Origin of the sequence: Salirhabdus euzebyi, assembly GCF_014207435.1 — a bacterium.
In the GTDB taxonomy this organism is placed as follows: Bacteria; Bacillota; Bacilli; order Bacillales; family Alkalibacillaceae; genus Salirhabdus; species Salirhabdus euzebyi.
This window is the reverse complement of record NZ_JACHGH010000004.1, coordinates 47,848-74,622: the sequence shown is the minus strand read 5'-3', so window position 1 is coordinate 74,622 and position 26,775 is coordinate 47,848. Positions and strand designations below refer to the sequence as shown.

Below are 26,775 nucleotides of genomic sequence, written 5' to 3'. Positions count from 1 at the left end.
AGTAATGCAAGCTTTATCAGTAGTCCTAAAGAAAGCAAACATGTACTCACGTAACAAATAAATCCTATCGAAACGGGTGTTCAACCAAATTGCTAGAACTTAATTCATCTACCTCTATACTATCCGTAATATACCAATCGTTAGTATATTCATAGTACTCTAGGGTATATTCCCAAACATATGATGTTAATTCTGTAGGATGATCCGCTGGGTCTTGCCCTAGAGGATAATAACCTGAATCAAAAGTTAACTCTGCTAAAATTTTAGCTTCATACGTCCCATTAGGTAATTCTTCCACAGTGACACTATCTAAATCATATACAACTTTTTCAACTGTACCTTGAAAGCGAAAATCATCCTCATACATAGTGTCAAAATTTTCTTGTGTTTTGCGTAAATAATCTTCATTTAACATATAGGAAAAATAAGAAGTATCCATATACGTATAAGCATCTATCCATTCCATTACATGGTGGTCAATGGAATACATAAGTGAATCTTGTAAAAAATCATTTACCGGATCAATGTTTAATGTAATTTCCGTTATATCAGGAGAGTCTACTGTTACAACATCCGAAACAGCAAAACCCCATGGGTATTCATAGCCTGCTTGAAAAGTCATAGAACCATCCATCGTAATTGGTCCATATTGACCTGTTTCACCTAAAGTTTGATACGTATCAACACCGTTAACGTATAGCGTACTTTGTTTTAGGTTTGAGTTTAATGTTACGTAATGACCATCAAATGTAATTTGTAAAGGAACATCAGCAAGACCAAAGTCATACGTATTTACCGTTACTTCTTTTTCGTATTCCCCATATGGGCCATTATAAGCACCATTTACCACGTGTTCCCCTGGAGTCAAAGGACCAATTTTAACCGGACTTTGCTCGTTTCGAAATACTCCACCTTCTTCACCATTTATATCTATTTGTGTATTCGTAAAATTAGAAGAAACGAGAAGAAAAACTGGTTGTAATTCAAAAGTAAATTTATCAAAAATCAAAAGTTGCTTTCCATCTTTTTTAAGATGAATCCATCCATCTCCATTCGCTAGGCTTTGATCCTTTACCTCTTGCTTAAACTGTTCGACTAGTGCGTTCAGTTCCCCAGGATTTTTTTGCAAGAAATCAATCATTTGTGAAATCTCAGCATTCCCTAGTTTCATAGATGGAAAATGTGTAGAAATCAGTGGAGTTAGCTCATCTACACTTTTACTCTTTACCGCTTCCTCAAAATTACTAATTTGTCGTTCTGGATTTGTAACATAATCACCGTATGCATACCCACCAAAAACTAGTAAAGTAAGCAAAATTACTGGTACGAAAAAAAATAGAAAAATACGTTTTTGCTTATTTGGAGCCTTTTCTTTCGAACGCTTCTCAGGTTTAATTTCTTCTTGAATATGTACAGGTTCTGGAACAACTTCTCCACAGCTTGTACAAAACTTTGCATTCTTTTTAAGCTCAGATCCACAATTTTGACAATGCTCCAAGTATACTCCCCCTTTTCGTATGAAATTTTCATAGAATACTTTTTATTACAAAATAATGACAAGCATATTTTAACATATTTCGACAGTCAAAATTTCAAAAAAATAAAAAAGTTTACCAATCTAAAGGATTAAAATTTAAAAATTGGCTTTTTTAAAGAAATTTTTAGCTTATAAATCAATCGATTATCATGCAACATAACTTATGAGTGAATTCAACTCACTACGGAAATTAATGGATTTAGAGCAAACAAAGTTAAAATATAATACGTTACGTTATAGAAATCTTCATACGTTGACCATATGTACTATTATTACTTAGAAACAGCAAGTCACTAAGAAAAGGGGCCGTGCAAGCGTAAGCGAGGTATTTTGCCGTTAGCGATGGAATAGCGTCCACTTCATGTAAAAATTAGGTTACTATTGCTTTTTGAAAGCTGTTCCTACGATTAAACAATAAAGTGCCTACAAAAACTCCTTTCCCATTTTCAATTTGGAAAGGAGTTAAGCTTCTAATTATTCATTAATACCCTGTATATATCTGGTCTTATAATATTTTCTATCTCTTGGACTGGTATGGAGAAGGATGGAACACCTACATATCCCAATGGCTGTTCAAATTGTTCAAATATAACCACTACTGTGTTTTCTTTAAGATAATACTTTTGATTTTTCTTTACAGATTTAAAGTTGTCAATTCCTTTAAGGTTGGATTCACCATTCTCTTTTCTAGCCTCTATTTGCTTTGCTATTATATTGTTTATTTCCGCTTTATAATCTGCGTCTTCATCAAAAATAGAAGCAAATGTTAATACCTTTCCCTGTTTTCCATTCCATATGTTTAATGTATTAATTTTTTGCTCCTCATTATTCTCACCTTTATACACGTAATTTTCACTCATTAATGAAATAATTTTACTATTCATCATTACTTTAGGATTCACTACAAGTTTATGCTGCTTAAACGAATATTTTTTCCCTTTGGCTTTTTTTTCTTTTTCCTTTGCTTCCTTTATAAATTCTTTCTTTTCTTCATTAGCTCTCTTTTTTAACTCGTGATTTAACTTCATTTGAAAAAGCATGTCCTTCATATTATGAAATACAGGTATTTTAATATCTATCTCATACGCTGTTTTTTTATCCTTTACCTTTTTAAATTCTATTTCTGCACTTTTTTTGTCCGTAGCTGCAATTATTTCAGCGATAGATTCAGCTTGTATTCGTTCTTGTGGAGTGAAAAATAAACAAAGAGCTAGAAATACAACCCCTTTAAAAATATTCTGTTGCTTACCTTTTTTCATCGTATCCTCCTTGTTCAATCAGACATTTTTTACTTATTGTTTGTTGTAAAAGGAAGATTTACTCAAAAATGAAGCTTTAAAAATTCTTTATGATGCAAACTAAAAAAGGAATCTTATAAGTAAGATCCCTTTGCATCTACAATATGAATTGTTTTGTTCCATTCCCGCTGGAGCATACCATATAGAAGGGAGTCCCTTCTTCCACCTTTTATTTGCATATCCTCCCGTAACCTTCCTTCATAAATCATACCTACCTTTTTCAATATTGATTCGGAAGCATAATTTCGAGGATCACAGGTAGCTGAAATTCGGTGAAGCTTAATGGTTTCAAATGCAAAATGAAGCAAAAGTTTTGCTACTTCTGTCCCGTATCCTTTTCCCCAAAAATCCGGATGGACAACATAACCGATTTCTCCATTCATATGTGCTAGATTTGTAATATTTAATTCTCCAGCTCCTACTACATTTCCATATGTTTGTTCTACAGCAACAAATAAATATCTCGTTCTAGGCGATTTTTTTGCATCTTTTATGGCTAATTCCACGAAAGCAAGAGAGTCCTCCTCTTTGTTTGGACCCCACGCTTGATACTGAGAAACAATTGGTTGTGATGCATATGCGTGAATAGACGGCCAATCCCCTTTTTGTATATCTCGAAGTAATATCCTTTCACCTTGAATACTATACATCCCCCATTTTCCCCTCTTGTCAAAAAATTTCGACATTTTACTTTTATTATATGACAAAACTAAAAATATTCAATGTAAAAGAAAATAAACAAATAAACTAGCACATCGCGTAACAGGTCCGTTATCTATTTTGTTGCACTTTTTGTTTACAAAAAAATTTTATTCCCTTGTTAAACTAAAGATACTGTTTAGGAAATTTAAGACTATTTATAAGGAAATACTCATAGTAATTGTTCTGTTTTTAAAACCCAGACTTTCATATATCTTCATTGCTTGATTCCCTTCAAATACACTCAGACGAATTTCGGAATATCCTTCTTGTTTAAGTTGTTCTACACCTGTTTTAATTAAATGCTTTGAGATACCTTTTCCTCTATATTCATCTACAACAAATAATTCATAAATAAATCCAATTGGTTTATTAACAAACTGGTCTTTACTGCCTCCTATAAGAATCCAACCCATTAACTCATTGTTTTCTGATGAAATTAAATAATAACTACCTTTATGTAAAAGAGGTTCTACGAGTTGTTTTGCTTTTTCAATCGTTGGATTTACTTCACCTAACGTTCCCTCAAATATGGCTTGTGGTGATAGTTCGATTATTTTTCCCATTTCTAATTCATTTGGTTTTCTTATATCCATTAAATGAACGCTACCCTTCTAACTTTTATTAGTGAGAAATGTTTTTTAACTCTTCTTATTTTCAGTGTAATTACATTCTTTTTCATAAATAACCGAAGTACACATACACAATTAATTTTTATATTTTTGATATCTGCCTTGTTTAATTAGTGTACAATATATTTCGCAAATTTGATTTAAAAATATAAAAATATATACAAATGAATATATAAAAAAAATGACTACAAATTGGTATACAATTTAATAGCCATTTTAAATTAGTTTTTTTATGTTGGCGATAGGTAACGGACCCCGTGACACATGTTACACTACTTTGATTAGCGCTAATTAACTTAAGCGATCTTCCTCATCACGTCGAGCTATTTTATCCCGTGATAATCTATCTTCATAATCACGTAATTTATGGGCTAAGCGACTAGAGGCTGTTGCTGCTATACTTGCTACAATATCATCTAAAAACGTATGAACATGATTGCTTCGTTTCGTGTCCAATTTCTTAATTATTCCGATTTTATGCTTATCTAAATGACCGTATGTTGTTACTGCAATACTACCATAGCCTAGTGCTGCTCCTAGGGCAACAGTTTCATCAACACCAAAAAGGCCTTCATCTGTTTCTATAATGGTTTGTAGTGGCTCCGATAACATCTTTTTTTCTGCTAATTTATCCAATTCAATACCTACTAAGATTGCATGCTGGATTTCCCGTTTTTCGAGTACTCGATCTACACTTTCCATACAATCTTCCATTGTTAATTCTTCATGATAAGGGTGTTGCATTTCAAAAACTATTTCGGCAATATCCTCTAACACAACTCCACGATCCGTTAAAGATTTTCTTGCTGCACGTTCAACCTCTTGACTTGGTACCTGTCTTAGCTTCGACATATTAAATGATTCCTCCTCCGAGTGACTTCTCTCTTCCCTAAGCTTTATTATAACAGTTTTTTACATATACTAGCGCAAAGGATTGCGTACGCTTACACGTTATATGTTAAAATAAAAACGAAAGCGCAAACGTATTATTAACAGTGTCTTTTACAATGAACCTTTCATTGAACTCCATACATACTAGGAGGTGTAATAGTTGGGAAGAAAGGGTACGATGATAGAAAAAGAAATAGAAAGCAAATACCTTCAGGAAGTCATAACCTTAAAAATTTATCGACCTGAAAATTTTTCAACCCTCTATAAATATCATGTATGCATCATGCAGGACGGAAATGATTATTTTCAATTAGGTCGTGTGGCAACTTACAGTGATCGCCTACATGAAGCAGGTGAAATAGAAAATACAATTTTTGTCGGTATTCATTATAAAAATAAGTTTGATCGACAAGAAAAATACCACCCTGAAGGCAACAAAAATGAAGCATATACAAAGTTTTTACGATTTGAAGTTGTTCCTCTGCTTGATGACACGTTGCCTAGCTATTATTTGGGAGCGTCTAGAGTATTAATCGGCGATTCACTAGGTGGCACAGTTTCTTTAATGACTGCACTAAAATATCCTAACACGTTTGGGAAAGTGATTATGCAATCACCATATGTAGATGATCACGTATTGAAAGCTGTTAAATCTTCAAATGATATACCTACTTTAACCATTTATCACACGATTGGAAACGAAGAGACTGAGGTTCAAACAACAAATGGTGATGTGAAAGATTTTCTCACACCCAATCGTAATCTACACCAGGTTCTGACCGAAAAAGCTGGTGACTACACATATTATGAGCTTGATGGTGAGCATACGTGGAAATATTGGCAAAAAGATTTACCAAGGGCACTTCAAAATATTTTTGGTAAATCTTAATCAATATCATCGTGAATTACGGATGTTTTTTGGTATAATAAAGATTAGACATTCTAGATATTAAACTTTTTATTCTTCATTAATTTTTATATATAAAGGAGGTTTTTACTATGAAATATGGTATTGCCATTTTCCCATCAAAAGCGGTGCAAGATATAGCTAATTCATACAGAAAACGCTATGATCCTAATTATGCATTAATTCCTCCGCATATTACGGTTAAAGAAAGATTTGACGCAACGGAAGAAGAAATAAAAGAAATTACAGCAGAATTGCACAACATCGCAAAAGAAACAAAGCCCTTTCCTTTAATTATTAAAAAGGTTAGCTCATTTTCTCCTGTAACCAATACAGTTTATTTAAAGGTGGAGCCAGTAGAGGGATTGATTGAATTAAGCAACAAATTTTACGAGGGTATTTTCCCTAATGAACGTACTTATGCTTTTGTTCCACACATTACGATTGGGCAAGAGTTATCAACAGATGAGCACTCTGATGTATATGGTAGCTTACAGATGGAGAAGTTTGATATCCATGAACAAGTGGACAGATTCCAGCTTCTTTATCAGTTAGAAAACGGTTCTTGGTCTGTTCATGAAACGTTTAAGTTTGGTGAAGATTGCTAATGAACATAAAAATAGTTACTACAGATCAAGAAATGAACGATGCATATTTCGTTAGAGAAGTAGTATTTATTAAAGAACAACATGTACCAGCAGATTTAGAAATAGATGAGTTCGATCAAGAAGCTACTCATTTTGTAGGCTATGAAAACAATGAGCCCGTAGCTGCAAGTCGCCTACGTTTCATAGAAGAATACGGTAAACTAGAGCGAATTTGTGTGTTAAAAGATTTCCGTGGCAAACAGTATGGAAAACAAATCATACAAGCAATGGAACGTGAAATTAAACATAGTGGGTACAAAAAAGCAAAATTGAATGCACAAACACATGCGGAAGGGTTTTATCACTCAATAGGTTATGAAACAGTCTCTGATGAATTCATGGATGCAGGTATTCCGCATGTAACAATGATTAAAACTTTAAAAGACTGACCTTATCCAGGTCAGTTTTTTGTATGTTTTCTAACCTTTTAGCAAAACTAAGAAAATGTTATCGATCAATTTCTTATGGTGAAGGTTGGGAAGCACAATGAATTATTTCGATTTAACTATTGAGACATTGGTTGGTTTCTTCGTACTTTTTGGCTTAACAAAAATACTTGGAAAATCACAAATTACTCAAATTACAGCCTTTGATTTTATCGCTGCATTAATCCTTGGGGAATTAGTAGGAAACGCATTATTTGATGATCAGGCAAATGTTTGGTCCATTATATATGCTGTTTTATTATGGGGTGGATTGATATATACAACGGAAATAATAACCCAAAAATTCACGAATAGTCGCGAGTTATTAGAAGGTAAACCTTCCATTATTATAAGAAACGGTAAGCTTCAACGAGAAGCGATGAGTCAAGCAAAATTAGACCTAAACCAACTCCAACATTTACTTCGTTCAAAAAATGTTTTTTCCATACGTGATGTTGAGTTCGCTGTTTTTGAAACAGATGGTTCTGTCTCTGTATTAAAAAAGTCCTTACAACAATCACCTACACGTCAAGATATCAATGCTAAATCTGAAACCGTAAAATTGCCTTATTCCCTCATCTTAGATGGAGAAGTAGTAGAAGATAATATTAAAGAAATTGGGAAAGATGAACCGTGGCTAAAGAATGAGTTGAAAAAGCAAGAAATCAACGACTATAAGCAAGTTTTTTTTGCTGAATGGAGAGAAGGAGAAGGTTTATACGTCCAACCGTATTAACCTTCTCCTTCATTTATATAAAACACCCAGCAAGAGCGCTGAATGTCAGTCTTAAGTTTTTTACGTTTCACTAAACCTATCAAATAAGCCGTAACAGCCGTTCGGTAAAGTAGAAACTGGGACAACTGTGGTGTATTCACTCCATATGTTTCACACATATAAGCAACTGTTTGCTCATGAGTAACCCCGTCTGGATTATTAGAAATAAAAATTTCTAAATCTGTTAGTACCTTTTCATGGTACTCCACATTTTTTTGAATCGTTGGTTGGAAATGTTCCTCATACATACCGTGTCCCGGAACAGCACCTTGACACGTAATTTCACTTGCTTTTTGCAACGACTCAATAGTCATTTGTGCATCGGTAATATAAGGAATCTTATGCTTGTTTAACTGCTCTTCACTAAAGTATGCATCTGCAGCATAAAAAATGTTATCAATTACTATTCCAGCCTGAAAATAACTATGACCCGGTAATATAAAAACACTCATCTGAAAGCTATCAAACGTATACTGACCCTGGTCTACAACCTCATGTACTTGAATCGGAGTTCCCTCTAAAAACTTATTACGCAACTCATCTAAAGGGTCATTTCCTCCAAATAAATATAATGGTTCTAACATAGGATTTTCTAAAATTGCTTTTTCAAATCTAGGAGCTATTGTTTTAACATTAAAATCTTTTTGTAGTACATAAGCTCCTCCATAATGATCTGCATGGGCATGGGTTACAAATAAATGTGTAATAGGTAGTTCTTCTTCCTTTAACTTTCGAATCACTTTTTTTATAGAGGACTTGTCAATTCCCGCATCAATAAGTAACCCTTCCTCACCGTGATGAACATAACCAATATTCACGGCACCTTCAAAATAATAACAGGTATCATTTAACTTTTTAAATTGCACGTCGGTTACCTCATTTCTTTTTTCCTATCACTATTATATCTTTTCGTTAAAAAAGATACCTTTTCCTGTTATTTCAGCGATAAGTTGAGCATTTTCACTGCTTGTGTTTCTATTTGCTGTTTTTTTATTATTCTTCTGCTCATAGGAAATGTCTAAAGGATGTTGTTGTTCATGATTAACTTTTTTAAAACGAGTAGAAACAGGTCCTTCTAATTGAAAAGGAGATTGATTATTACCCATCATTCTTTTATGATACGTTTCGTATTCAAACTGTCTCACGGGAAGAATATAGCCCATTGTACTCACTCCCATTCTATTATTCATATACCCTTTTATATCGGGTTTTATGCACGCCTAATATTTATTTTATGATGTCTAGATTGAGAGGTTTGTAGTTTCTTGTCATTCCATCCTTTTTTCTATTTCTTTTATCATTTTTTCTACTTCTCCTATTTCTTTCAGAAAGCTGTTATTCCATTCATTCATATCTTTTTCTACCTTTAACATTTTTTCTTCCCGCTTTTGAAAAAGATTTTCGTTCCTTTCTAAAAATCGATTAAGTGCACCAAAGAACCTAATTGTTTGAAGATTTTCTGGAGGTCTTGGCATCTTCATTCCTCCTTCTCGCGAGATTTTTACTTACTTTTTCCAATTCCTGATGATCCAGTGTATCCTACTTTAATGTAGAAAAAAGACAGTCCCATCTATCGTGAGACTGTCTTAGGCATTATATCCATGAAAACGGAGGACGTCTTCTTTTATGATCATCATCTTCGTCACTACTACTGCTACTACTGCTTTCTTCGTCTACTTCAAAATCAACTTCTGACTTAACCTCATCCTCTGTTCCTGCTACTGGACGACGTGGTCCGAAGAATGGGTCAACCGGACGGCGTTTAGGCTGTTCGAATATTACATTTTCCGCTTTAATCACTAAATCCTTTACGTGAATTTCTTTCTTTTTTCTATCGGACATTTGGAATATTCACTCCTTTACTTAAAGTCATATCACGCTAATAGTTTATGCGTCTGAAAGTATTGTGTTTGGTTAAATGTCCCAACTTCTTAAATTTGTTTAGAATTTTTTAGGATTTAAGCTAGAAAGGCCATTGCCCACACAAAACTTAGGAGTTTGTGCATAGCGTGTTAGAGAAACTAGATAGAAAGGGGTAATGCTTGATGGTATGTGGAAAACAATTTGATTCAGGTAACTGTGTTTGTGATGTATTACGTGAAATAGCTGCTGCTCAGACGGATGTCATTGAGGAATGTGATGTGAGCTGCGAGCAGTCAATAACTGATCTATTGGGTGAAAATGAAACTTCTCCAAATGATACCGTTCCGGTTATGCTATACTGCAAGGGAAACTGTGAACCATTTAAAGGCTATGGTGTATACAACAATACAGCAAGAGATGTTGTTTCCAGTTACTACTTCCGCGTAAAAGAAGTAGACGAAGAATGCTGTGCAACACTTGAACTACTTCGTCAGGCAGGAGATCCAGTAAACCCATCTAATCCAGTAGAGCAAGGTGCAGCTGGTCTTGAAACAACAGGAATTTGTATAACAGTAGATCTTAACTGCTTCTGCCACGTTACGTGCCTACCAGCAACAAATGCACTGAGATAAACAAATGTGATTTTAATAAATGATTGATCTTATCCTATTAAACAAACTTCATTAAGGAGTTTATAGAGTTGTAAAAATGGAGCTGCCCTATTCATAGGCAGCTCCATTTACTTATTAAAAGCCTTTTAATTGAATGTCTTTTATCGTAGACACTGCTATTTCTGCTCGATATGGGCTTTGGAATGTCTTCATTTTCACTAAATCATCATCAACACTTTCGATCAGACCACGAATTCGACCGTCGTTTGTTACAATTTCACATTTCATCGTGGGCATTTGAGAAGGTAAATTTGTTAAATAGAATAGCTTTTCTTCAATGGTCATTTCTCTAAAGGATTTTCTTTTGTCTTGTTTACTGTCTTCTTCCTCTTGAAGCTGAACGTCTTCTTTTATTTTCTTTTCCTTTACATCTTGCTGCTTTTTAGCCGCCATTTGTATTTCCTTCTTTTGAACAGCAAAACTTTGCATTTTTGCTTGAATTTGTTTTCCGTTTGGCTGAGCAATATAGAGTAAAGGGTTTTGTTCCATTTGGTCATTTGTCATATTATCTTTCTCCCCTTTTTTCAGGTCGTTCTACCACCAATATATGCTCATCAGCCTATCGTGTGTTCTATTTTTATGTGTTAAATAAGCTCTTTCGTAAGATTGTTTTCATCAGTATCTCAGTTGATGGAAAATGCGACGTAACTAAAGCAGGCATTCCTATTTGAAGCTACTGCTAGCAGACCGCTTCGGCAGTATATTTCGCGCACCTTAGGGCACGGCCTTAGCCTCCTCGCGGAATACCGTCGCTGCGGGGTCTTCAGACACCTGCTGGCCCGCAGGAGTCTTCGTATTCTGCCTACGCTGATGGATACTTTTGATTCAAAAATAGTGAAAGCCGATAAAGCCAATGTATAAGAATTTCTAATCATTTAGGTTACCCCTAGAAATATAGCGTGGGTATTTTACAACTCCGCTCTAGCCAACTAGTACTTGAATGGAGATAAGTAAGAGAGCACACGTTTAGCGAAGGAAATACAACGTAGACTCCTGCGGGACAGCGAAGACGTTGAGACCCCACAGCGAGCGATTTCTGCGAGTGAGGAGGCTCAGCGCGAGCCCGCGGAAAGCGTAGTGTATTTCCGTAGCGGTAGGAATTACACTTATTAAGTTACTTCGCAGTTTAAGTAAAAACAACATATTAGAAAATCGTCAAAAGAAAAAATCCTGTCATCTAGGACAGGATTTTTTACTGTATATTTTAAAAATGGGGGTAACAATAATTATTAAGCTAAAATACTGAATCCAGAATCAACATGTATGATTTCCCCTGTTATACCTCGGGATAGATCACTCATAAGGAAATAGGCAGTATCCCCTACTTCCTCTTGGGTAACCGGTCTACGTAATGGAGACTTTTCTTCAATTACTTTTAAAATAGAATTAAAGTCGCCTACTCCTTTTGCCGAAAGCGTTCTAATTGGACCAGCCGAGATAGCATTTACACGAATACCATATTTCCCAAGATCGTTAGCTAAATAGCGCATCGTCGCATCGAGACTTGCTTTGGCAACACCCATTACGTTGTAGTTCTCAACAACTCGCTCACCACCAAGATACGTTAACGTTAAGATACTACCTCCCTCTGTCATTAGAGGCTTAACTGCTTTCGATACAGCTGCTAATGAGAATGCGCTAATATTTTGCGCTAACAAAAATCCATCACGACTCGTATCCACGAACTCACCTTGTAATTCCTCTCTTTTTGCAAAAGCAATACAGTGAGCTAAACCATGAACAACGCCAATATCTTCTTTCATCGTACTAAATGTCTTTTCGATTGCTGCATCGTCCGTAACGTCACATTCGTAAAATAAAGATTCAGGACCTTCTAATGTTGCAGCCAAATCGCGAACTGACTTCTCGAAACGCTCAGAAGCATAAGTAAATACTAAACGTGCTCCAGCACTATTAAGTGATTGAGCAATTCCCCAAGCAATGCTTCGTTTATTGGCTACACCCATTATCACGTATGTACGTCCTTCTAATGAAAAGTTCATCGGGAAACCTCCTATATAATAACGTTCTATACTAAGATATTAGTATTTGTTATTAGTACCTGATACTATTTTAAACAATATTGAACAAAATCTCAAATATTTTCTTAAATAATTGTAAAAAGCTTATCCTTCCACTATTTTACAATGTTAAAGGATAAGCTATTACGATTCATATTTTTATTTCTTAGTAGAATTATCTCTGTAGTGCCTTGTTCAAGCACCGTAGTAATGTGCAAAGATAAAAGGGTGTAGCTACACAGCAGCATAGCTACACCCTTTGTATTTTTTCTAACACCAATCACAGAATTCAAGTAAATCTCGCAGTTCCGATACATACTCTTTTGAACCAGTAACAATTAACCGGTCTCCTACTTTTAATTCGGTATCCCCATGAGGTACGATTGAATCTTTCCCACGGAATACACGAACCATGATGACATCCCCTGTGAATGGGAAGTTTCTAAGCATTACCCCATCATATACAGAATTGTTCATGTTAATTTGAGAGAGCTGATTATCCTGGGTTGTAATGATATTAACAACGCTTGGAGCAACAATCATTGCCTTTAATAATGCCTTTGTAGATAAAAGTACGGAGAACACTTCAATATTAAGAGATTTTAACTCTTTATCTACATCAGGTGTTTCAATCCGAGCAATTACTCGATCTACACCTTTTTCCTTTGCATACTTAGCAATTTCAGCATTCTTTTCCTCGTCACCAGTACTAGTAACAAGTATATCAACGTCAAATACACCAAGTTCTTCTAATTTCTTAATATCATACTTATCAACCTCTGCAATATCAAAGAGAGACCTGGAGACATTCTCATCAATCTTGTCTACTTTAGTATGATATAAGTGCGTTTCATATAAATTCTGATCAAGTTCTCTAACAACTGGTAAGGTCATTCTGTTTGACCCAATAAATGAAACGATTTGTTTATTATTTGTTTCTTCTTTTCGTCTAAACATTTTATTAAATACAATTGGATTGATTAGACAGGATATCACTGCAACTAATATTAAAGTACCGGACATTTCTGCACTAATAATCTCCATACGTTCAGCAATTTTTGCAGCTGCGATAACTAATGATAGTGTTGAAGTTAAAATGATACCTGAGCTAATTACTGTTCTCCAATCATACCACTTTCTCATCATCACAATAGGGACAAGCTTTGAAATATAAAGTGCTACTAATAACAATGGAATGAGTAGTAACATTTTAGGATCAGATAATAATGACCATAAATCTAGTTTAGCTCCTTCCATTACAAAGAAAATAGGAATCAAAAATCCATAGCCAAAACTATCCAATTTGTGTACCATGTCCTGATTTGGAGACAAGAGAGACACTAAAACCCCAGCTAAAAAGGCACCTAAAATATTTTCAGCACCAACGGTTTCTGAAATACCAACTAATACTATAATTAAGGCAAAAACAGCCCTTGTATCAATTTGGATTGTCCCTTTAGTAAGGGTTTCAAGAAACGATAGTCGACGGAACTGTTTTCCTAATAAATAGAATAAAAGTCCTGCAGCAAATAGGAGTAGCAAGAGCCACATACTGCCACTTTGGTCCCCTGCATATAACGAAACAAACACAGCTAATAGTATCATCGTAACCAAGTCAGCTATAACCGCAATAAGCAATATTGTTTGCCCAATATTTGTCTTCATGAGGTTTGCGTCTTTTAATGTTGGGACAACTACACCTAATGATATAGTGGAAATGATCAACGTCATTAAAAAGACATTATCAACAAATCCTATAACAGCGAACAAGTAAGATAAACCTAGTGATACGACAAATATTCCGAGAAATACAATGGTCGCAACATAAACAGGACTAGGTTCTTGTGAGACTGATGTGTCTGCTTCTTTTTGTAATTTTTTCTTTTGCTTACTTTTCGCAAATAGTGAAAAATCTATTTCCAAACCACTTAAAAACATTAAGAAAATAAAGCCTAAAGTCGATAGTGTCTCTAACCACATATCTTCATGAACTAAATCAAATCCACTTTTACCAATGATCAAACCAATGATGATTTCTGCTACTACAACAGGGATAAGCTTTAACTTGAAGCGATGTAATAAAATAGGAGTTAAGAATGCTGCAATGACGACAATAACTAGTGATGTAACGGAAGTACCATGATCCAAGAAATTTCCCCCTCCTCATTTAATGAAGTAATAGTTCCATAAAGATTGTAGCCATTCCAAAATATATTAGAACAGATATTAAGTCATTAATAGTCGTAATAAATGGTCCACTAGCAACAGCAGGATCTACTTTCATTTTGTGCATCAATAATGGAATGATAGCGCCTGCGACGGTTGCCACAATTAAAGTAAACATGATGGAAATTCCTACTAACAAACCTAGAAAAAAATGACCTTTCCATAAATATATAATGATTGTAATCAAAAACCCGCAGCAAGTTCCAGTAATAAGTCCTGTACCTGCTTCTCGGATGAGCAGTTTAACCTTACCTTCTTTTTCAATTTCACCAGTAGCTATTCCACGAACAGCTATGGCAAGTGATTGTGTACCTGTGTTTCCGGCCATTCCAGCAATTAACGGTATAAAAACTGCGAGTAAAGCCACTTGGTTAATAGTATCTTCAAATCTTCCAATTAGACTTGCTGTTAACATACCCAAAAATAACAAAATAATAAGCCAGGGCAGGCGTTTCTTAGCAGCTGAAAAAGCATTCAAGTCCTTTTCCATATCTGCTACTGCTGCAAACTTGGAGTAATCCTCACTTGCTTCTTCTTCCATAACATCCATTATGTCATCCACTGTTATAATACCTAATAAATGATTTTGAAAATCGACAACTGGTAAAGCGAGAAAGTCATAATCACGAACCATTTTTGCGACATCTTCTTGGTTTTCCCCAACTGGAACAGAAACTATTCGATCACTCATAATATCAGATATGAACCAATCCTCTTCTGATATAATTAAGTCACGTAAAGATATAACCCCAACTAGATGTTTTTCTTGGTTTACTACATACACATAATAAATTGTCTCGGCATCAGGGGCCTCTTTCCGTAAATGTACCATTGCGTCCCGGACTGTCATACCAGTATTAACCACGACAAATTCAGTGGTCATGATACTACCAGCAGTTTTTTCCTCATAATGTAAGAGATCTTTTATTTCACTAGCTGCATCCTTATCCATAATCGTTAGAAAGCTAGCCACTTCATTCTGATCCATTGTATTTAAAACATCTACTGCATCGTCCGTAGACATTTCACCCAATATCTGGGAGGCAAAACGCGGTTCCATTTCTGTCAAAATAGGATCAAGCTCGTCTACACCTATATTTTCAATAATTTCTGCCATTTCTTCTGGTGAAAGATACGTATATATTTTTAAACGAATTTCTTTTGCTTGTTCCTTAAAAAAGGTTGCCTGATCATAAGGATGTAGCTCTAAAAACTCTGCACGGAACTGATCAATCTTCCCCAGTTGTATAGCGGTTTCCATTCGTTCCCACATTTGTACTATTTCTTCTTGTTCGTGTGTTCTATCCATAGATTGATCACTCCCCATCCGATTTATTTCTCTTTTTCAAAATATTTTGTAGGGTTTCAAACGAATTTAACCGTTACATAGTAAAGGGCATTTTTGTAATTGTCAACCAAAAACCTCCCCTTCTTTCACTTCAAATTGTTTATTTTCTATATATTTCAAATGCAATAATTTCAATTGACGTACGCATTTTTTTCATGAACAATATAAAGTATATGAATAGTATTATTTTATCAACAAATGTCATATTTTGCGATCATAAGTAGAAAGGGGTATATAATGTCTAGAGATAATACCCGTTATAATATAGATTATTTTTTGTTATTTATCGTCCTACTTTTAGGCGTTGTTAGCTGTTTGTCACTTTATACATTACAAGACTTTTTACCTGCGAAATTAATGGAAACAAAATTTTATTTAAGGCAAATAGTCTGGTATATACTAGGAGCATTTACGATAGTTGTTATGATGATTTTAGATTACGATCGTCTTCGTAAAGTTGCTTGGTTTTTATATGGTGTTGGTGTATTGTCTTTAGCAGGACTTTATGTGTTACCGGAAACCATTGCTTTAGAGCTGAACGGGGCAAGAGGCTGGTATCAAACTCCCTTTGGAACGATTCAACCAGCTGAATTTATGAAGGTATTTCTTATTATCATATTAGCTCACGTTATTACTTCTCATAATGAAAAAAGAAAAGAACCAAGATTTTTAGATGATATTTGGTTACTGTTAAAGATAACGCTTATTTCCATACCACCAATTGGACTTGTTGCCATGCAGCCTGACCTAGGTTCAGCAGTCGTATTTGCATCTATTGTAGGTTTTTTAGTCTTAGTTTCGGGAATTCGATGGAGAATTCTTTTGCTTATAGGTGCCTTAGTGGCTGCTCTGCTTGGAATGATAGCTGGACTTTATCTTCTTTTCCCGGAATTAGTAAACACGGTTTTAAAGGACACCATATTTGCCCACGTGTTTGAACGATTTGAAGCATTTTTTGATCCAAACCAAAATGCCGATCAATCTGGTTATCAAATTAACAAAGCCCTTCTAGCAATAGGATCTGGTCAATTGTTAGGTAAAGGATTAATGAATATTGAAGTTTATAACATACCTGAGCGTCATTCTGATATGATTTTTACCGTTATAGCTGAACAGGCCGGGTTTTTAGGTGCTAGCTTTGTTGTCACGTTGTTCTTTTTATTAATTTATCGTATTATTCATACAGCCCTTGCTTGTAAGGACCCATTTGGTAGCTACCTATGTACAGGTGTTGTAGGAATGATTACGTACCAAGTTATCCAAAACATTGGCATGTCCATTAAACTACTACCAATTACTGGCTTACCACTTCCTTTTATAAGTTCGGGAGGTAGTTCACTTATTGCTTATATGATGATGATAGGACTTGTTTTAAATGTTAAATCCCGAACAAGAACATATATGTTTGATGATTAAACACAGAAAGAGTGGAAAAGATATAGACAGCTTTTCCACTCTTTTCTTTTCGTGCATAGGACTTCTTTTAAATGTTAAACGAAATACGTAACTTTTTTATCAAATTCTTATGGAAAAGGTACATAGGAGGGTTATAGAAAATGAAATATGACATTATTGGCGATATACACGGATGTTTACACGAACTACAGGATTTATTTGATGCACTAGGTTATAGATGGGAAGGACAAATGCCTGTTCACCCTGAACAAAGAATACCAGTTTTTGTTGGAGATTTAACAGATAGAGGACCTGCTTCTATTAGAACCGTTCATTTCGTTTACGATTTAGTAATGGAATACCAAAAAGGAAAGTACGTACCTGGAAACCATTGTAATAAGCTTTACCGATTCTTAAAGGGGAACCCAGTAAAAGCACAACATGGTTTAGAAACAACTGTTGCAGAATATGAAGCTCTACCTAGAGAAGAAAAGGAAGAGGTAAAAAGAAAATTCATGTCCTTGTATGAGCAAGCAAACCTTTATGAAGAACTAAAAGAAGTAAATACTGTCGTTGCTCATGCAGGAATAAAAGAGGATATGATTGGAAGAAAGGATAAAAAGGTAGAAACTTTTGTATTTTATGGCGATATAACTGGAAAAACAGATGAAAAAGGTATGCCTGAGAGAAAAGATTGGGCAAAGCATTATAAAGGTGATAAATGGATTGTTTACGGGCATACCCCAATAAGAGAGCCTCGTTTCATAAACAAAACAGTAAATATTGATACAGGCTGTGTTTTTGGAGGGGCGTTAACAGCATTTCGTCTACCTGAAGAGAAAATAATTTCTGTTCCTTCCAAGCAACCATATAAGGAAGAAAAATTTCGAACCTACTCAGATTAAGCACGTTTAATCTGAGTAGGAATTAATAAGTAATTCAATATCGCGTGGAATTTCGGATTGTAAATGAATCCATTCCTCTTTAAAAGGATGTAAAAAAGAAAGCTTGTGACAATGTAGGGCTTGTCTCGTAATCCGATCCAATGACCCACCATAAAGATCATCCCCAAGAAGTGGGTGTCCTAAGTATGAAAAATGAACTCTAATTTGATGTGTCCTGCCTGTTTCTAACAACACCTTCACTACTGAAAACTGTTCATTCTCTTGCTCTACGTTGTAATGAGTTACTGCTCGTTGCCCATCCTCTCGTACTTCCCTTTCAATAATGGAAGTCGGTTTCCGACCAATCGGTTCATCAATTGTGCTAGTCTTTTCTAGAAGCTTTCCGGTAACAACTGCAGTGTAAGACCGCTTCACATTCCCTTCTTTTTGAGTAATAGATAAAAGCGAATGACTAAAGCGGTGTTTAGCAATTAATACCAATCCAGATGTATCTCTATCCAGTCGTGTTACAATATGTACAGTAAAGGTTAATTTGTTTTTTTCATAGTAGTGAATCAAGCCATTCGCTATTGTACCTCCGTGGTGCTGCCTAGAAGGGATTACTGGCACACCTGGCTGCTTGTCCAAAACAATAACATCTTCATCTTCATACACAATTTCAAGTGGCACAGGCTCTGGTTTTAACCATTCCCCTTTCCTTTCTTCTGGGAAAGTAATTTCTAACTTGTCTCCCACTTGCACTTTTGCTCGTACTGTTACAGGTACTTCGTTTAGTAAGATTGCCCCTTCAACTTTAATGACCTTTAACATTCTGCGCGAAAAAGCTCGTACAGAAATTAAATAGTCCCGTACGAGCATACCTTCCTGTTCTTTTTCTATTGTCCAATGCATGCTGTCACCTACTTTATCTACGTTCATCAGTAATAAACGAGTCATGAACTCTCTTCCAAAATGGAAATGGTCTAAACCGTGCAAATTTCACTTTTTCCTTTGCTACACGACACTCAATTGCTTTTACATCTTGGTAAGTTTTCGTAATATGATCAATAGTAATTAAAAAGCTTCGATCATTTAGTGGCTTTAACAAACACGTATGATGCTTTGGTAAAATTAGCGGTGAACCTACTGTACGGAAAACTCGGTTATTAATTGATGCCATTTCTGTAATTTGAATTGCTTCAATAGATGGATGAATAATGGCTCCGCCTAATGCTTTGTTGTAAGCCGTACTTCCTGATGGAGTGGAAATACATAATCCATCCCCTCGGAATGTTTCAAAATGTTCCCCTTTAATATCTACATCAAAAACAACGGACCCTTCTGCCGTTTTTACGGAACATTCATTTAATGCAAGAAAACGGTCTTCCCGTTCTCCTTTGTTCGGATGAATAATGATTTCTAATAACGGATATTCCACCACTTGAAACGGTGTTCGAGCAATTTCAATAATTAGCTTTTCCAACTCTTTCGGTAACCAATCCGCATAAAAACCTAAGTGGCCTGTATGGACACCAATGAAAGCCGTTTCCTTTAACCGGTGCACGTAGGAATGAAAAGCTTCAAGAAGCGTACCATCCCCTCCCACCGATATAACTAAGTCCGGTTCTTTTTCATTGTATTCAAGCTCAAACTCAATTAAGTAGTTTTTTATCTTGGAGCGGATTTCCTTTGAGGTCTTATCACCTTTACATTGTATAGCGAATTTCATTTTATCTTCCCCTCTTTATCAAAATCCATTATCCCTACCATGTTTATTTTTTTCCTGCTTTTTTCGAAATATTTGCTGTGCTTCTTGTATGTCATTACGAATAATAGACATTTCTTCATCTAATCGAAAAGCTGCCTCGGCTGCTCTCTTCAATCTACTTTGTATTTTTACAGGAATTTGTCCACTGTATTTATAGTTTAAGGAATGCTCATTCGTTGCCCAAAAATTCATAGCCAATGTACGAATTTGTATTTCAGCAAGTAGTAATTTTTCCCCGTGGATAGTCTCTACTGGATATTCGATTATAATATGATAAGAACGATATCCACTTTCCTTTTTATCACTTATGTAATCCTTCTCTTCTACTACCGTAAAGTCATTTCGATTTTTCAACATCGATCCTACGGCATATATATCATCTACAAACTGACAAACTACTCGTAATCCAGCAATATCTTGCATTTCTTTCTCTATTGTATTCATAGGCATCTGTTTTCTTCTTGCTTTTTCTAATATGCTCGATATCGGCTTTACCCGACCAGTGACAAATTCTATTGGAGAATGACTAGACTCATATTCATATTGTGATCTCATGCCTCTAAGCTTTACTTTTAATTCATCAACTGCTTGTTGGTACGGAGCTAAAAATGCTTCCCAATTCAATTTTCATCCCACCCTTTGCATGCAAAATAAATTGCTGGGCCAACCTATCGATACCAATTGTACCATAAAATATTCTGTTTCATTAGGATTTTACTAATGTTTGTACGGAACCCACTGGGACGAAAATACTTACCTCAATTACTATATGTATTCCTTGTCTAACCCCTATAATTGTAGGTAGCCATTTATACAAAAAGCTAAATCGTTGCAATCGTTTAATTTTTTGATTCATAATAGAATTAAAGTTAGACAGGCTAACAATAATCATATGTTGGAGGAAAAAAGGAATGTCCCAAGAAATCGAAATTGAATTTAAAAATCTTCTTACACAAGATGAATATAGAAAGTTACTACGTCTATTTGAACTTGATGAATCCCAGGCAACAAAACAAATTAATTATTATTTTGAAACAGATAGTTTTCACCTTAAGGAACATGGAACGGCACTACGAGTACGTGAGAAGGCAGGTCAATATGTGTTTACATTAAAACAACCTCACGAAAAGGGACTACTAGAGACCAACGAACCGCTAAGTAAAGAGGCTTTTCATAAATGTCAGCAGGGTGATATTAAATTACCTTATTCAATAGAAAAACAATTGAAAGCGCTTTCTGTACCAATCAGTCATTTGAAATACAAAGGCTCCTTAACTACTTTACGCATTGAAAAGGAATGGCAAAAGTGCTTACTCGTTTTAGATCATAGCTTTTACCACCAAACGGAAGATTATGAATTAGAATTAGAAGCCAAAGATTACGAATATGGACTACGTTTATTCGAACAACTTTTGAGGGAACATAACATAGAAAAAAGGAAAACGGAAAATAAAATAGAACGTTTTTTTCGTGCAAGTAAGTAATCAGATGATTTGCTATATTTCATTTTACGTTGCTACAATAAAGAAAACTTGGCTTTTCGCAAAAGAAAAAGCATAACATTATTAACTTTTAGTCAGGTACTGTATACTCTACTAGGTGATTTTGTATAAAGACATGGGAAGGGTAATAAAATGGATAAACAATATGGAACAATTTATGATGCTATCGGGGGTTTCGAAACAATTGAACGGTTAGTTGATGCTTTCTATTCCCGTGTAGAGAAACATCCTAATCTAAAACCAATTTTTCCAGATGACCTAACGGAAACAGCGAGAAAACAAAAGCAATTTTTAACTCAATTTTTTGGAGGACCACCTTTATATATTCAAGAACACGGACATCCAAGACTTAGAGCTAGACATATACCATTTGAAATAACTCCTACAAGAAGGGATGCTTGGTTAGACTGTATGGAGGAAGCTTTGGAGGAAGTAAACATAGAAGAGCCATACAGATCAGTAATGTTTGATCGATTAACGATGACAGCTACTCACATGATCAATACGCCCGAAGATGAGAAAGGGGGATCTCTGTGACTCGTAAAGATACTGGGCTTACCAGCAACATGAATAATAATGATGGCTCCCAGTATGGTTTTATTGATTTGTTAAATAAACCAGTTGAAATTTATGTTTTTATTGATCCTTTATGCCCTGAATGCTGGTCATTAGAGCCTATATTAAAAAAATTGACAATAGAATATGGACGGTTTTTTAAACTACGCCCCATTGTAAGTGGCAAACTAACTTCTTTAAATATTGAAAAACTAAAAACACCCACAAATATTGCCTAGGTGTGGGAAAAAACAGCTAGCCGGACTGGAATGAGTTGTGATGGGGATTTATGGTTTGAGAACCCAATTTCCTCCCCTTGGCTCACGTCTGTTGCCATCAAAGCAGCTGAATTACAAGGACGTAGACCGGGTATTGTTTTTTTACGAAAATTGCAGGAATATTTATTTGTCGATAAACTTAACATTTCTGATGAGGAAATACTAGTTCAGTGTGCACAAGAGGTAAATCTCGATATTGAGGAATTCCAAAAGGATCTACATTCCAATTCTGCTAAAAAAGCACTTCAATGTGACCTTAAACTAACTTCCGAAATGGATGTAGACCAAATCCCTACTATCGTTTTGTTTAACCAAAAAGATGAACAAGAAGGTGTAAAAGTAACTGGATTATATCCTTATGATGTATATGTAAAAGTACTTCATGAAGTGTTAGGGAAGAAACCTAGAAGTGCAGCCAAACCAAGTTTAGAAGAATTTTTACAGCATTACAAATTTGTTGCTACGAAAGAAATATCTGTTGTATTTGATTGGTCAGATGAAAAAACAGAGAAAGAAATGAAAAAGCTATTATTTAAGCAAGTGGTAGAAAAAGTACCTGCTAAATACGGGACTTTTTGGCGATATTTAGGATCAGAATAAGCCATTTCCTTATTCGGTCAAAATCCAAAAAAACCTTTTCCTCTATTAGGTGGAAAAGGTTTTTTGAATAAAGAAAGGAAGGATGATCAACGTTGTTCATCCTTCGATACGTCTATCCATCTATAAGGGGGATGGGAGAAAGTTCACGATGAACAAAGGGGTTTTGTTCGTTTATAAGTGACATCTTTCACAATAAATATAACAATCCAATTACTCTCACGCAATAGTTTTGTTCACTATTTCACAAATTTGTCACAGTTAAAGGATAGGCATGTTTTATTCCTCATTGCATATATATTTTAGTAATTAGGACTTTGGGGTGATGAAAAAGTGCCAAAACTGTTACCGTGGTTATTATTAATCATTTGTTCCATTACATTTGTTTTTAATTTATTTGGGTTAATGAATTTAATACCACGTATTCTTACTTTGCCTTTATTGTTTTTTTCCTTATATATGTTTATCTATACGTTACTCCATCGCAAAACCTTCAGGGGCTTTAGATAATCGTAAAAAAACAATATGGAAAGTACTATGTTCCCTTGGGTGATATACCGATGAGAATGTTATTCCTATAACAAATGAAGAGGGTGACCACGTCACCCTCCTTTTTTATGCTTTAAGTAAAGCCTCGAATTCGTTTAACTTTTCTTCAAATACATCAAGGGCACTTAAAATTGGTTGTTTTGAAGTCATATCCACTCCGGCTTGTTTCAAAACTTCTATTGGATAATCACTGCTACCTGCTTTTAAGAATTCTACATAGCGATTAACCGCTTCTTCTCCTTCATCCAATATTTTCGTGGCAAGCGTAGTTGCTGCTGCATAACCAGTAGCATATTGGTAGACGTAATAATTGTAATAGAAGTGAGGAATTCTAGCCCATTCCAGTCCAATTTTTTCATCAATAACAATGTTATTTCCGAAGTATTTTTTATTTAAATCATAGTAAAGTTGTGTTAATTTATCCGCTGTTAACGGTTCACCATTTTGCTCCCGTACATGAATATCATGTTCAAATTCCGCGAACATTGTTTGACGGAAAACCGTCCCTCTAAAGCCTTCTAGAAAATGGTTTAATAAATATAACTTTTTCTGCTTTTCATCTGTTTCTTTTAATAAATAATCATTAAGTAGCGCTTCGTTACAAGTAGATGCAACCTCTGCAACAAAAATAGAATAGTTTCCGTAGCGATACGGCTGATATTTACGAGTGTAATAACTATGAACGGAATGACCAAATTCATGGGCAAGCGTAAATAAGTTATTAATATTATCCTGCCAGTTCATTAAAATGTATGGATTCGTTCCATACACTCCTGAGGAATAAGCTCCACTTCTTTTTCCTTTATTTTCATCCACATCTACCCAGCGATTTTCAAAACCTTCTTTTAATATGTTTTGATATTCTTCTCCAAGTGGCTGTAGACCTTTTAACATTAGATCCTTTGCTTCTTCATATGGAATGTCCATATCAGCCTCTTGTACGAGAGGAACATACAAATCATACATATGAACATCGTCCAAACCTAAAACCTCTTTACGTAGCTCTACGTATTTATGAAGAAGTGGGAGTTTTTCGTTAACTGCCTCTACTAAATTATCGTATACAGCCTCTGGAATATTGTTTGCATTTAAAGCAGACTGTCGTGCAGAGTCATACTTGCGAACTTTTGCATAAAAATTATCCTTCTTAATTGTTCCGCTTAATGTAGAGGAAAACGTATTTTTAAATTTCCCAAACGTATCATACATAGCATTAAATGCATCTTCTCGGACTCTTCTATCCTTTGATTGTAAAAACTGAATATAACGTCCATGTGTTAAATCCAGTTCATTTCCTTCCTCATCTTTCACTGTTGGGAAGGCGATATCGGCATTGTTTAACATACCGAATGTTTGTTGAGGATTAGAAGTAACATCGGAAACTTCCGCCAACAATTCTTCTTCTTTTTCGCTTAAAATATGGGCACGCTGTCGCAACGTGTTTTCTAAGTAATGTTTATACACCTTTAATTCTTCATTTTGTTCAATAAATTTTTCTACTTCGTTATTTTCTAGCGTTAAAAGTTCTGGTACAATGAAGCTCATCGCACTCGAAGCTTGCGTAATAAGTGTTTCAGCCTTCGTATTTAATTCTTGGTAAAAAGAGTTAGTCGTATCTTGATCGTATCTCATGTGAGCATACGTATATAATTTTGCTAACCGTCCTGCTACATCATCCTGCAACTTCATTAGTTTTAATAACGTGTCAGCAGATTCCGTTACCTTACCTTGGAACTCCCCGACCTTTGGGTACAGCTTTTTAACTTCTTCAAATTCTCTTAACCACTCTTGATCTGTAGCAAAGATATCTTCTAATCTCCATGTGCGTTCAGCTGGTATATCTTCACGTTTTGGAATTTCTTTTGTGTTTTTAGCCAACTTCATTGCCTCCTTCTATGTTCTACTTACTACCTTTTCTTTATTTTAAGAAAAATTCCTGCTTATTTAAAGAACCTCATAAGAAAAGTCTAACCTGTTACCATACTTATTAACACAAACTCTATATTTATTCCTTTTTAAAACACCTCTTCTTACATTTTAATTTTCCATTTTCATTTTATTCTATCCTTTAATTGTTTTATGATATGTTGATCATTTTTTATCCCTTCTTCTAATGTTCGATAAAGTAAAATCTCTTTGCTTTTTTGAAAGGTGTTCTTATTCAGTTGTTTTAAATACCCCAATACCTTTAATAATTGAACGTACTCTTTTAGAGGCTCCTCGGATATTTTCCGAAAAGAAAAGATCATTTTCCTTTGTGAATAAAAAAGGAGTTTGTCATAGATATTATCAAGATGAAAGATTCCCCCAACCTGAAGAGGAACTACTATGTTAAGAAGGAATGATGATTGCCACATGTAAACAGGAGTTTGCACATGAAAATGATTAGGTATTGGAAGATGAATGAGGGATGGCAAATGTTGAGGGTGTAACCCTTTTGTATAAAGCCACTCAAAGTATTGTTGTTCTATATGTGAAAGGAATCGGTTTTTCTGAGTTCTAATAAGGATTTTCTCCTTTAACCAGCAAGAATAAAGCTTCTGTATGGATAACAAACCCTCTTTAAATAAATCATAAAAACACAACTGGGCAAGAGGGCGGGTTACCATGTTACCATATACTTTTGTTTTGAGTGGATACGGGTTAGATATAGAGGTGAGCATGTTCGTGCGGGGGCAATAACTCAATAAAATAGGGTAGTTATTACTAGCAAATTGTTGAAAAAATAATTGCTCAAAGGGTTTTAAAACAGCAAGATTTCCCCCTCTTAATTTTATTCTTTCTTTTCCAATAATCCAGATAGGTTGAATGCCTATTCGTAAATATCCCTTTGTTCTTTTTTGTAATATTTCCTCGGAAATAAGTGCACATTGAAACTCGACTGCACAGTAACGAGAACCCACCTTTACTAAAATATCAGGTCGTTGTTTTATTTTTTCTATATAAGGCTCTAAGGCTACTTCTAGCCCTCCCTGTTGTTTTAACCAATTATACAAGTCTAACTTACCTTTTTCATGATATTCTCCTTCCCCTTGCCCTAAAGCACAACCATCTAACTGTTCGTGTGCAAAATGAGGGATTACCTTTTGACCAATACGCATGATGACCCCTCTTTTACATACTGGACAATAAAATTTCTTGCCCTTATGTTTTCTCGCTTCCTCCCTTGATAAATCAGGTAAAATAATACGATTTCCTATTTCATCAATCGCTGCAAATATTGTCCTCACCTCCAAAATTCATGTGAATCTCTTTTCTCCATTTTTTATACAAACCCTTCTTTCTGTTTCTTTTGAAAATACTCTTT

Annotated in this window: 28 protein-coding genes and 1 pseudogene; 11 read left to right on the top strand and 18 right to left on the bottom strand. The window is 35.0% G+C overall.

Going from position 1 to position 26,775, the window contains the following annotated elements:
- Positions 1–64: 64 nt before the first annotated feature.
- From HNQ94_RS07485 to HNQ94_RS07465, 5 genes are all read right to left on the bottom strand, one after another.
- Complete coding sequence (locus HNQ94_RS07485; protein WP_174495801.1) at positions 65–1,498, bottom strand: zinc ribbon domain-containing protein; 1,434 nt, start codon at positions 1,496–1,498, stop codon at positions 65–67.
- 509 nt (positions 1,499–2,007) lie between these two features.
- Positions 2,008–2,796: a PdaC/SigV domain-containing protein gene (locus HNQ94_RS07480; RefSeq protein WP_174495802.1), complete on the bottom strand. Its 789-nt coding sequence runs from the start codon at positions 2,794–2,796 to the stop codon at positions 2,008–2,010.
- A 113-nt stretch (positions 2,797–2,909) separates the two neighbouring features.
- Entirely contained in the window at positions 2,910–3,485 is a 576-nt protein-coding gene (locus tag HNQ94_RS07475) for a GNAT family N-acetyltransferase (RefSeq protein WP_174495803.1), read from the bottom strand.
- A 207-nt stretch (positions 3,486–3,692) separates the two neighbouring features.
- The gene (locus HNQ94_RS07470) at positions 3,693–4,130 is read right to left on the bottom strand and encodes a GNAT family N-acetyltransferase (protein ID WP_174495804.1); all 438 of its coding nucleotides are present in this window, start codon (positions 4,128–4,130) and stop codon (positions 3,693–3,695) included.
- Between the two features lie 327 nt (positions 4,131–4,457).
- Entirely contained in the window at positions 4,458–5,018 is a 561-nt protein-coding gene (locus tag HNQ94_RS07465; RefSeq protein WP_174495805.1) for a phosphatidylglycerophosphatase A family protein, read from the bottom strand.
- A 199-nt stretch (positions 5,019–5,217) separates the two neighbouring features.
- On the opposite strand from HNQ94_RS07465, the gene HNQ94_RS07460 reads away from it, so the two are divergent.
- The 4 genes from HNQ94_RS07460 (at position 5,218) to HNQ94_RS07445 (ending at position 7,772) form a co-directional block, all read left to right on the top strand.
- The gene (locus HNQ94_RS07460; protein ID WP_174495806.1) at positions 5,218–5,946 is read left to right on the top strand and encodes an alpha/beta hydrolase; all 729 of its coding nucleotides are present in this window, start codon (positions 5,218–5,220) and stop codon (positions 5,944–5,946) included.
- A gap of 110 nt (positions 5,947–6,056) precedes the next feature.
- The gene (locus HNQ94_RS07455; RefSeq protein WP_174495807.1) at positions 6,057–6,572 is read left to right on the top strand and encodes a YjcG family protein; all 516 of its coding nucleotides are present in this window, start codon (positions 6,057–6,059) and stop codon (positions 6,570–6,572) included.
- On the top strand, positions 6,572–7,000 hold the full coding sequence (locus HNQ94_RS07450; protein ID WP_174495808.1) for a GNAT family N-acetyltransferase: 429 nt from the start codon (positions 6,572–6,574) through the stop codon (positions 6,998–7,000). The genes HNQ94_RS07455 and HNQ94_RS07450 overlap by 1 nt, the downstream gene beginning before the upstream one ends.
- A gap of 97 nt (positions 7,001–7,097) precedes the next feature.
- The gene (locus HNQ94_RS07445) at positions 7,098–7,772 is read left to right on the top strand and encodes a DUF421 domain-containing protein (protein ID WP_174495809.1); all 675 of its coding nucleotides are present in this window, start codon (positions 7,098–7,100) and stop codon (positions 7,770–7,772) included.
- On the opposite strand, the gene HNQ94_RS07440 is transcribed toward HNQ94_RS07445, so the two are convergent.
- The 4 genes from HNQ94_RS07440 to HNQ94_RS07425 form a co-directional block, all read right to left on the bottom strand.
- Entirely contained in the window at positions 7,769–8,677 is a 909-nt protein-coding gene (locus tag HNQ94_RS07440) for an MBL fold metallo-hydrolase (RefSeq protein WP_174495810.1), read from the bottom strand. The two genes, HNQ94_RS07445 and HNQ94_RS07440, sit on opposite strands and share 4 nt — an antisense overlap.
- Positions 8,678–8,710: 33 nt before the next feature.
- Entirely contained in the window at positions 8,711–8,974 is a 264-nt protein-coding gene (locus HNQ94_RS07435; protein ID WP_174495811.1) for a hypothetical protein, read from the bottom strand.
- Between the two features lie 105 nt (positions 8,975–9,079).
- Positions 9,080–9,286, bottom strand: a complete 207-nt coding sequence (locus HNQ94_RS07430) for a hypothetical protein (protein WP_174495812.1) — start codon at positions 9,284–9,286, stop codon at positions 9,080–9,082.
- A gap of 118 nt (positions 9,287–9,404) precedes the next feature.
- Complete coding sequence (locus tag HNQ94_RS07425; RefSeq protein ID WP_174495813.1) at positions 9,405–9,653, bottom strand: hypothetical protein; 249 nt, start codon at positions 9,651–9,653, stop codon at positions 9,405–9,407.
- A gap of 203 nt (positions 9,654–9,856) precedes the next feature.
- On the opposite strand from HNQ94_RS07425, the gene HNQ94_RS07420 reads away from it, so the two are divergent.
- Positions 9,857–10,306: a CotY/CotZ family spore coat protein gene (locus tag HNQ94_RS07420; protein ID WP_174495814.1), complete on the top strand. Its 450-nt coding sequence runs from the start codon at positions 9,857–9,859 to the stop codon at positions 10,304–10,306.
- 114 nt (positions 10,307–10,420) lie between these two features.
- Here the strand turns inward: HNQ94_RS07420 and HNQ94_RS07415 are convergent, their stop codons facing one another.
- The 4 genes from HNQ94_RS07415 to mgtE form a co-directional block, all read right to left on the bottom strand.
- Positions 10,421–10,849, bottom strand: coding sequence for a CotO family spore coat protein (locus HNQ94_RS07415; RefSeq protein WP_174495815.1), 429 nt, complete (start codon positions 10,847–10,849; stop codon positions 10,421–10,423).
- 725 nt (positions 10,850–11,574) lie between these two features.
- Positions 11,575–12,348 carry an enoyl-ACP reductase FabI gene (gene fabI / locus HNQ94_RS07410; protein WP_174495816.1) on the bottom strand — a complete coding sequence of 258 codons (774 nt, stop codon included), beginning with the start codon at positions 12,346–12,348 and terminating at the stop codon, positions 11,575–11,577.
- A gap of 288 nt (positions 12,349–12,636) precedes the next feature.
- Positions 12,637–14,514 carry a monovalent cation:proton antiporter family protein gene (locus HNQ94_RS07405; RefSeq protein ID WP_174495817.1) on the bottom strand — a complete coding sequence of 626 codons (1,878 nt, stop codon included), beginning with the start codon at positions 14,512–14,514 and terminating at the stop codon, positions 12,637–12,639.
- A 19-nt stretch (positions 14,515–14,533) separates the two neighbouring features.
- On the bottom strand, positions 14,534–15,901 hold the full coding sequence (gene mgtE, locus HNQ94_RS07400) for a magnesium transporter (RefSeq protein WP_174495818.1): 1,368 nt from the start codon (positions 15,899–15,901) through the stop codon (positions 14,534–14,536).
- Positions 15,902–16,177: 276 nt separating this feature from the next.
- On the opposite strand from mgtE, the gene HNQ94_RS07395 reads away from it, so the two are divergent.
- Both HNQ94_RS07395 and prpE read left to right on the top strand, forming a co-directional pair.
- Entirely contained in the window at positions 16,178–17,356 is a 1,179-nt protein-coding gene (locus HNQ94_RS07395; RefSeq protein ID WP_174495819.1) for an FtsW/RodA/SpoVE family cell cycle protein, read from the top strand.
- Positions 17,357–17,496: 140 nt separating this feature from the next.
- Positions 17,497–18,240 (top strand): bis(5'-nucleosyl)-tetraphosphatase PrpE, encoded by a 744-nt coding sequence (gene prpE, locus HNQ94_RS07390; protein ID WP_174495820.1) that lies wholly within the window; start codon positions 17,497–17,499, stop codon positions 18,238–18,240.
- Positions 18,241–18,246: 6 nt separating this feature from the next.
- Here prpE and HNQ94_RS07385 read toward each other — a convergent pair whose 3' ends face one another.
- From HNQ94_RS07385 to yjbM, 3 genes are read right to left on the bottom strand one after another with little or no spacing between them, the layout of a single operon-like run.
- Entirely contained in the window at positions 18,247–19,176 is a 930-nt protein-coding gene (locus tag HNQ94_RS07385) for an RluA family pseudouridine synthase (protein ID WP_376697737.1), read from the bottom strand.
- Positions 19,145–19,948 carry an NAD kinase gene (locus tag HNQ94_RS07380; protein ID WP_174495821.1) on the bottom strand — a complete coding sequence of 268 codons (804 nt, stop codon included), beginning with the start codon at positions 19,946–19,948 and terminating at the stop codon, positions 19,145–19,147. Before HNQ94_RS07380 ends, HNQ94_RS07385 begins: the two co-directional genes overlap by 32 nt.
- An 18-nt stretch (positions 19,949–19,966) precedes the next feature.
- Positions 19,967–20,611 carry a GTP diphosphokinase gene (yjbM, locus tag HNQ94_RS07375; RefSeq protein ID WP_246199962.1) on the bottom strand — a complete coding sequence of 215 codons (645 nt, stop codon included), beginning with the start codon at positions 20,609–20,611 and terminating at the stop codon, positions 19,967–19,969.
- Between the two features lie 287 nt (positions 20,612–20,898).
- Between yjbM and HNQ94_RS07370 the strand changes: the two genes are divergently transcribed.
- The 4 genes and pseudogenes from HNQ94_RS07370 (at position 20,899) to HNQ94_RS19885 (ending at position 23,429) form a co-directional block, all read left to right on the top strand.
- The gene (locus HNQ94_RS07370) at positions 20,899–21,471 is read left to right on the top strand and encodes a CYTH domain-containing protein (RefSeq protein ID WP_174495822.1); all 573 of its coding nucleotides are present in this window, start codon (positions 20,899–20,901) and stop codon (positions 21,469–21,471) included.
- Positions 21,472–21,621: 150 nt separating this feature from the next.
- Positions 21,622–22,026 (top strand): globin domain-containing protein, encoded by a 405-nt coding sequence (locus tag HNQ94_RS07365; RefSeq protein WP_174495823.1) that lies wholly within the window; start codon positions 21,622–21,624, stop codon positions 22,024–22,026.
- Positions 22,027–22,055: 29 nt separating this feature from the next.
- A pseudogene (locus HNQ94_RS07360) lies at positions 22,056–22,922 on the top strand (ClpXP adapter SpxH family protein).
- A gap of 330 nt (positions 22,923–23,252) precedes the next feature.
- A complete protein-coding gene (locus tag HNQ94_RS19885) occupies positions 23,253–23,429 on the top strand; it encodes a hypothetical protein (protein WP_512700769.1) in 177 nt (58 codons plus the stop codon).
- A gap of 105 nt (positions 23,430–23,534) precedes the next feature.
- Here HNQ94_RS19885 and pepF read toward each other — a convergent pair whose 3' ends face one another.
- Together pepF and HNQ94_RS07350 are read right to left on the bottom strand one after the other, a co-directional pair.
- Positions 23,535–25,352, bottom strand: coding sequence for an oligoendopeptidase F (pepF, locus tag HNQ94_RS07355; RefSeq protein ID WP_174495824.1), 1,818 nt, complete (start codon positions 25,350–25,352; stop codon positions 23,535–23,537).
- Between the two features lie 167 nt (positions 25,353–25,519).
- The gene (locus tag HNQ94_RS07350; RefSeq protein ID WP_174495825.1) at positions 25,520–26,698 is read right to left on the bottom strand and encodes a competence protein CoiA; all 1,179 of its coding nucleotides are present in this window, start codon (positions 26,696–26,698) and stop codon (positions 25,520–25,522) included.
- Positions 26,699–26,775 lie beyond the last annotated feature (77 nt).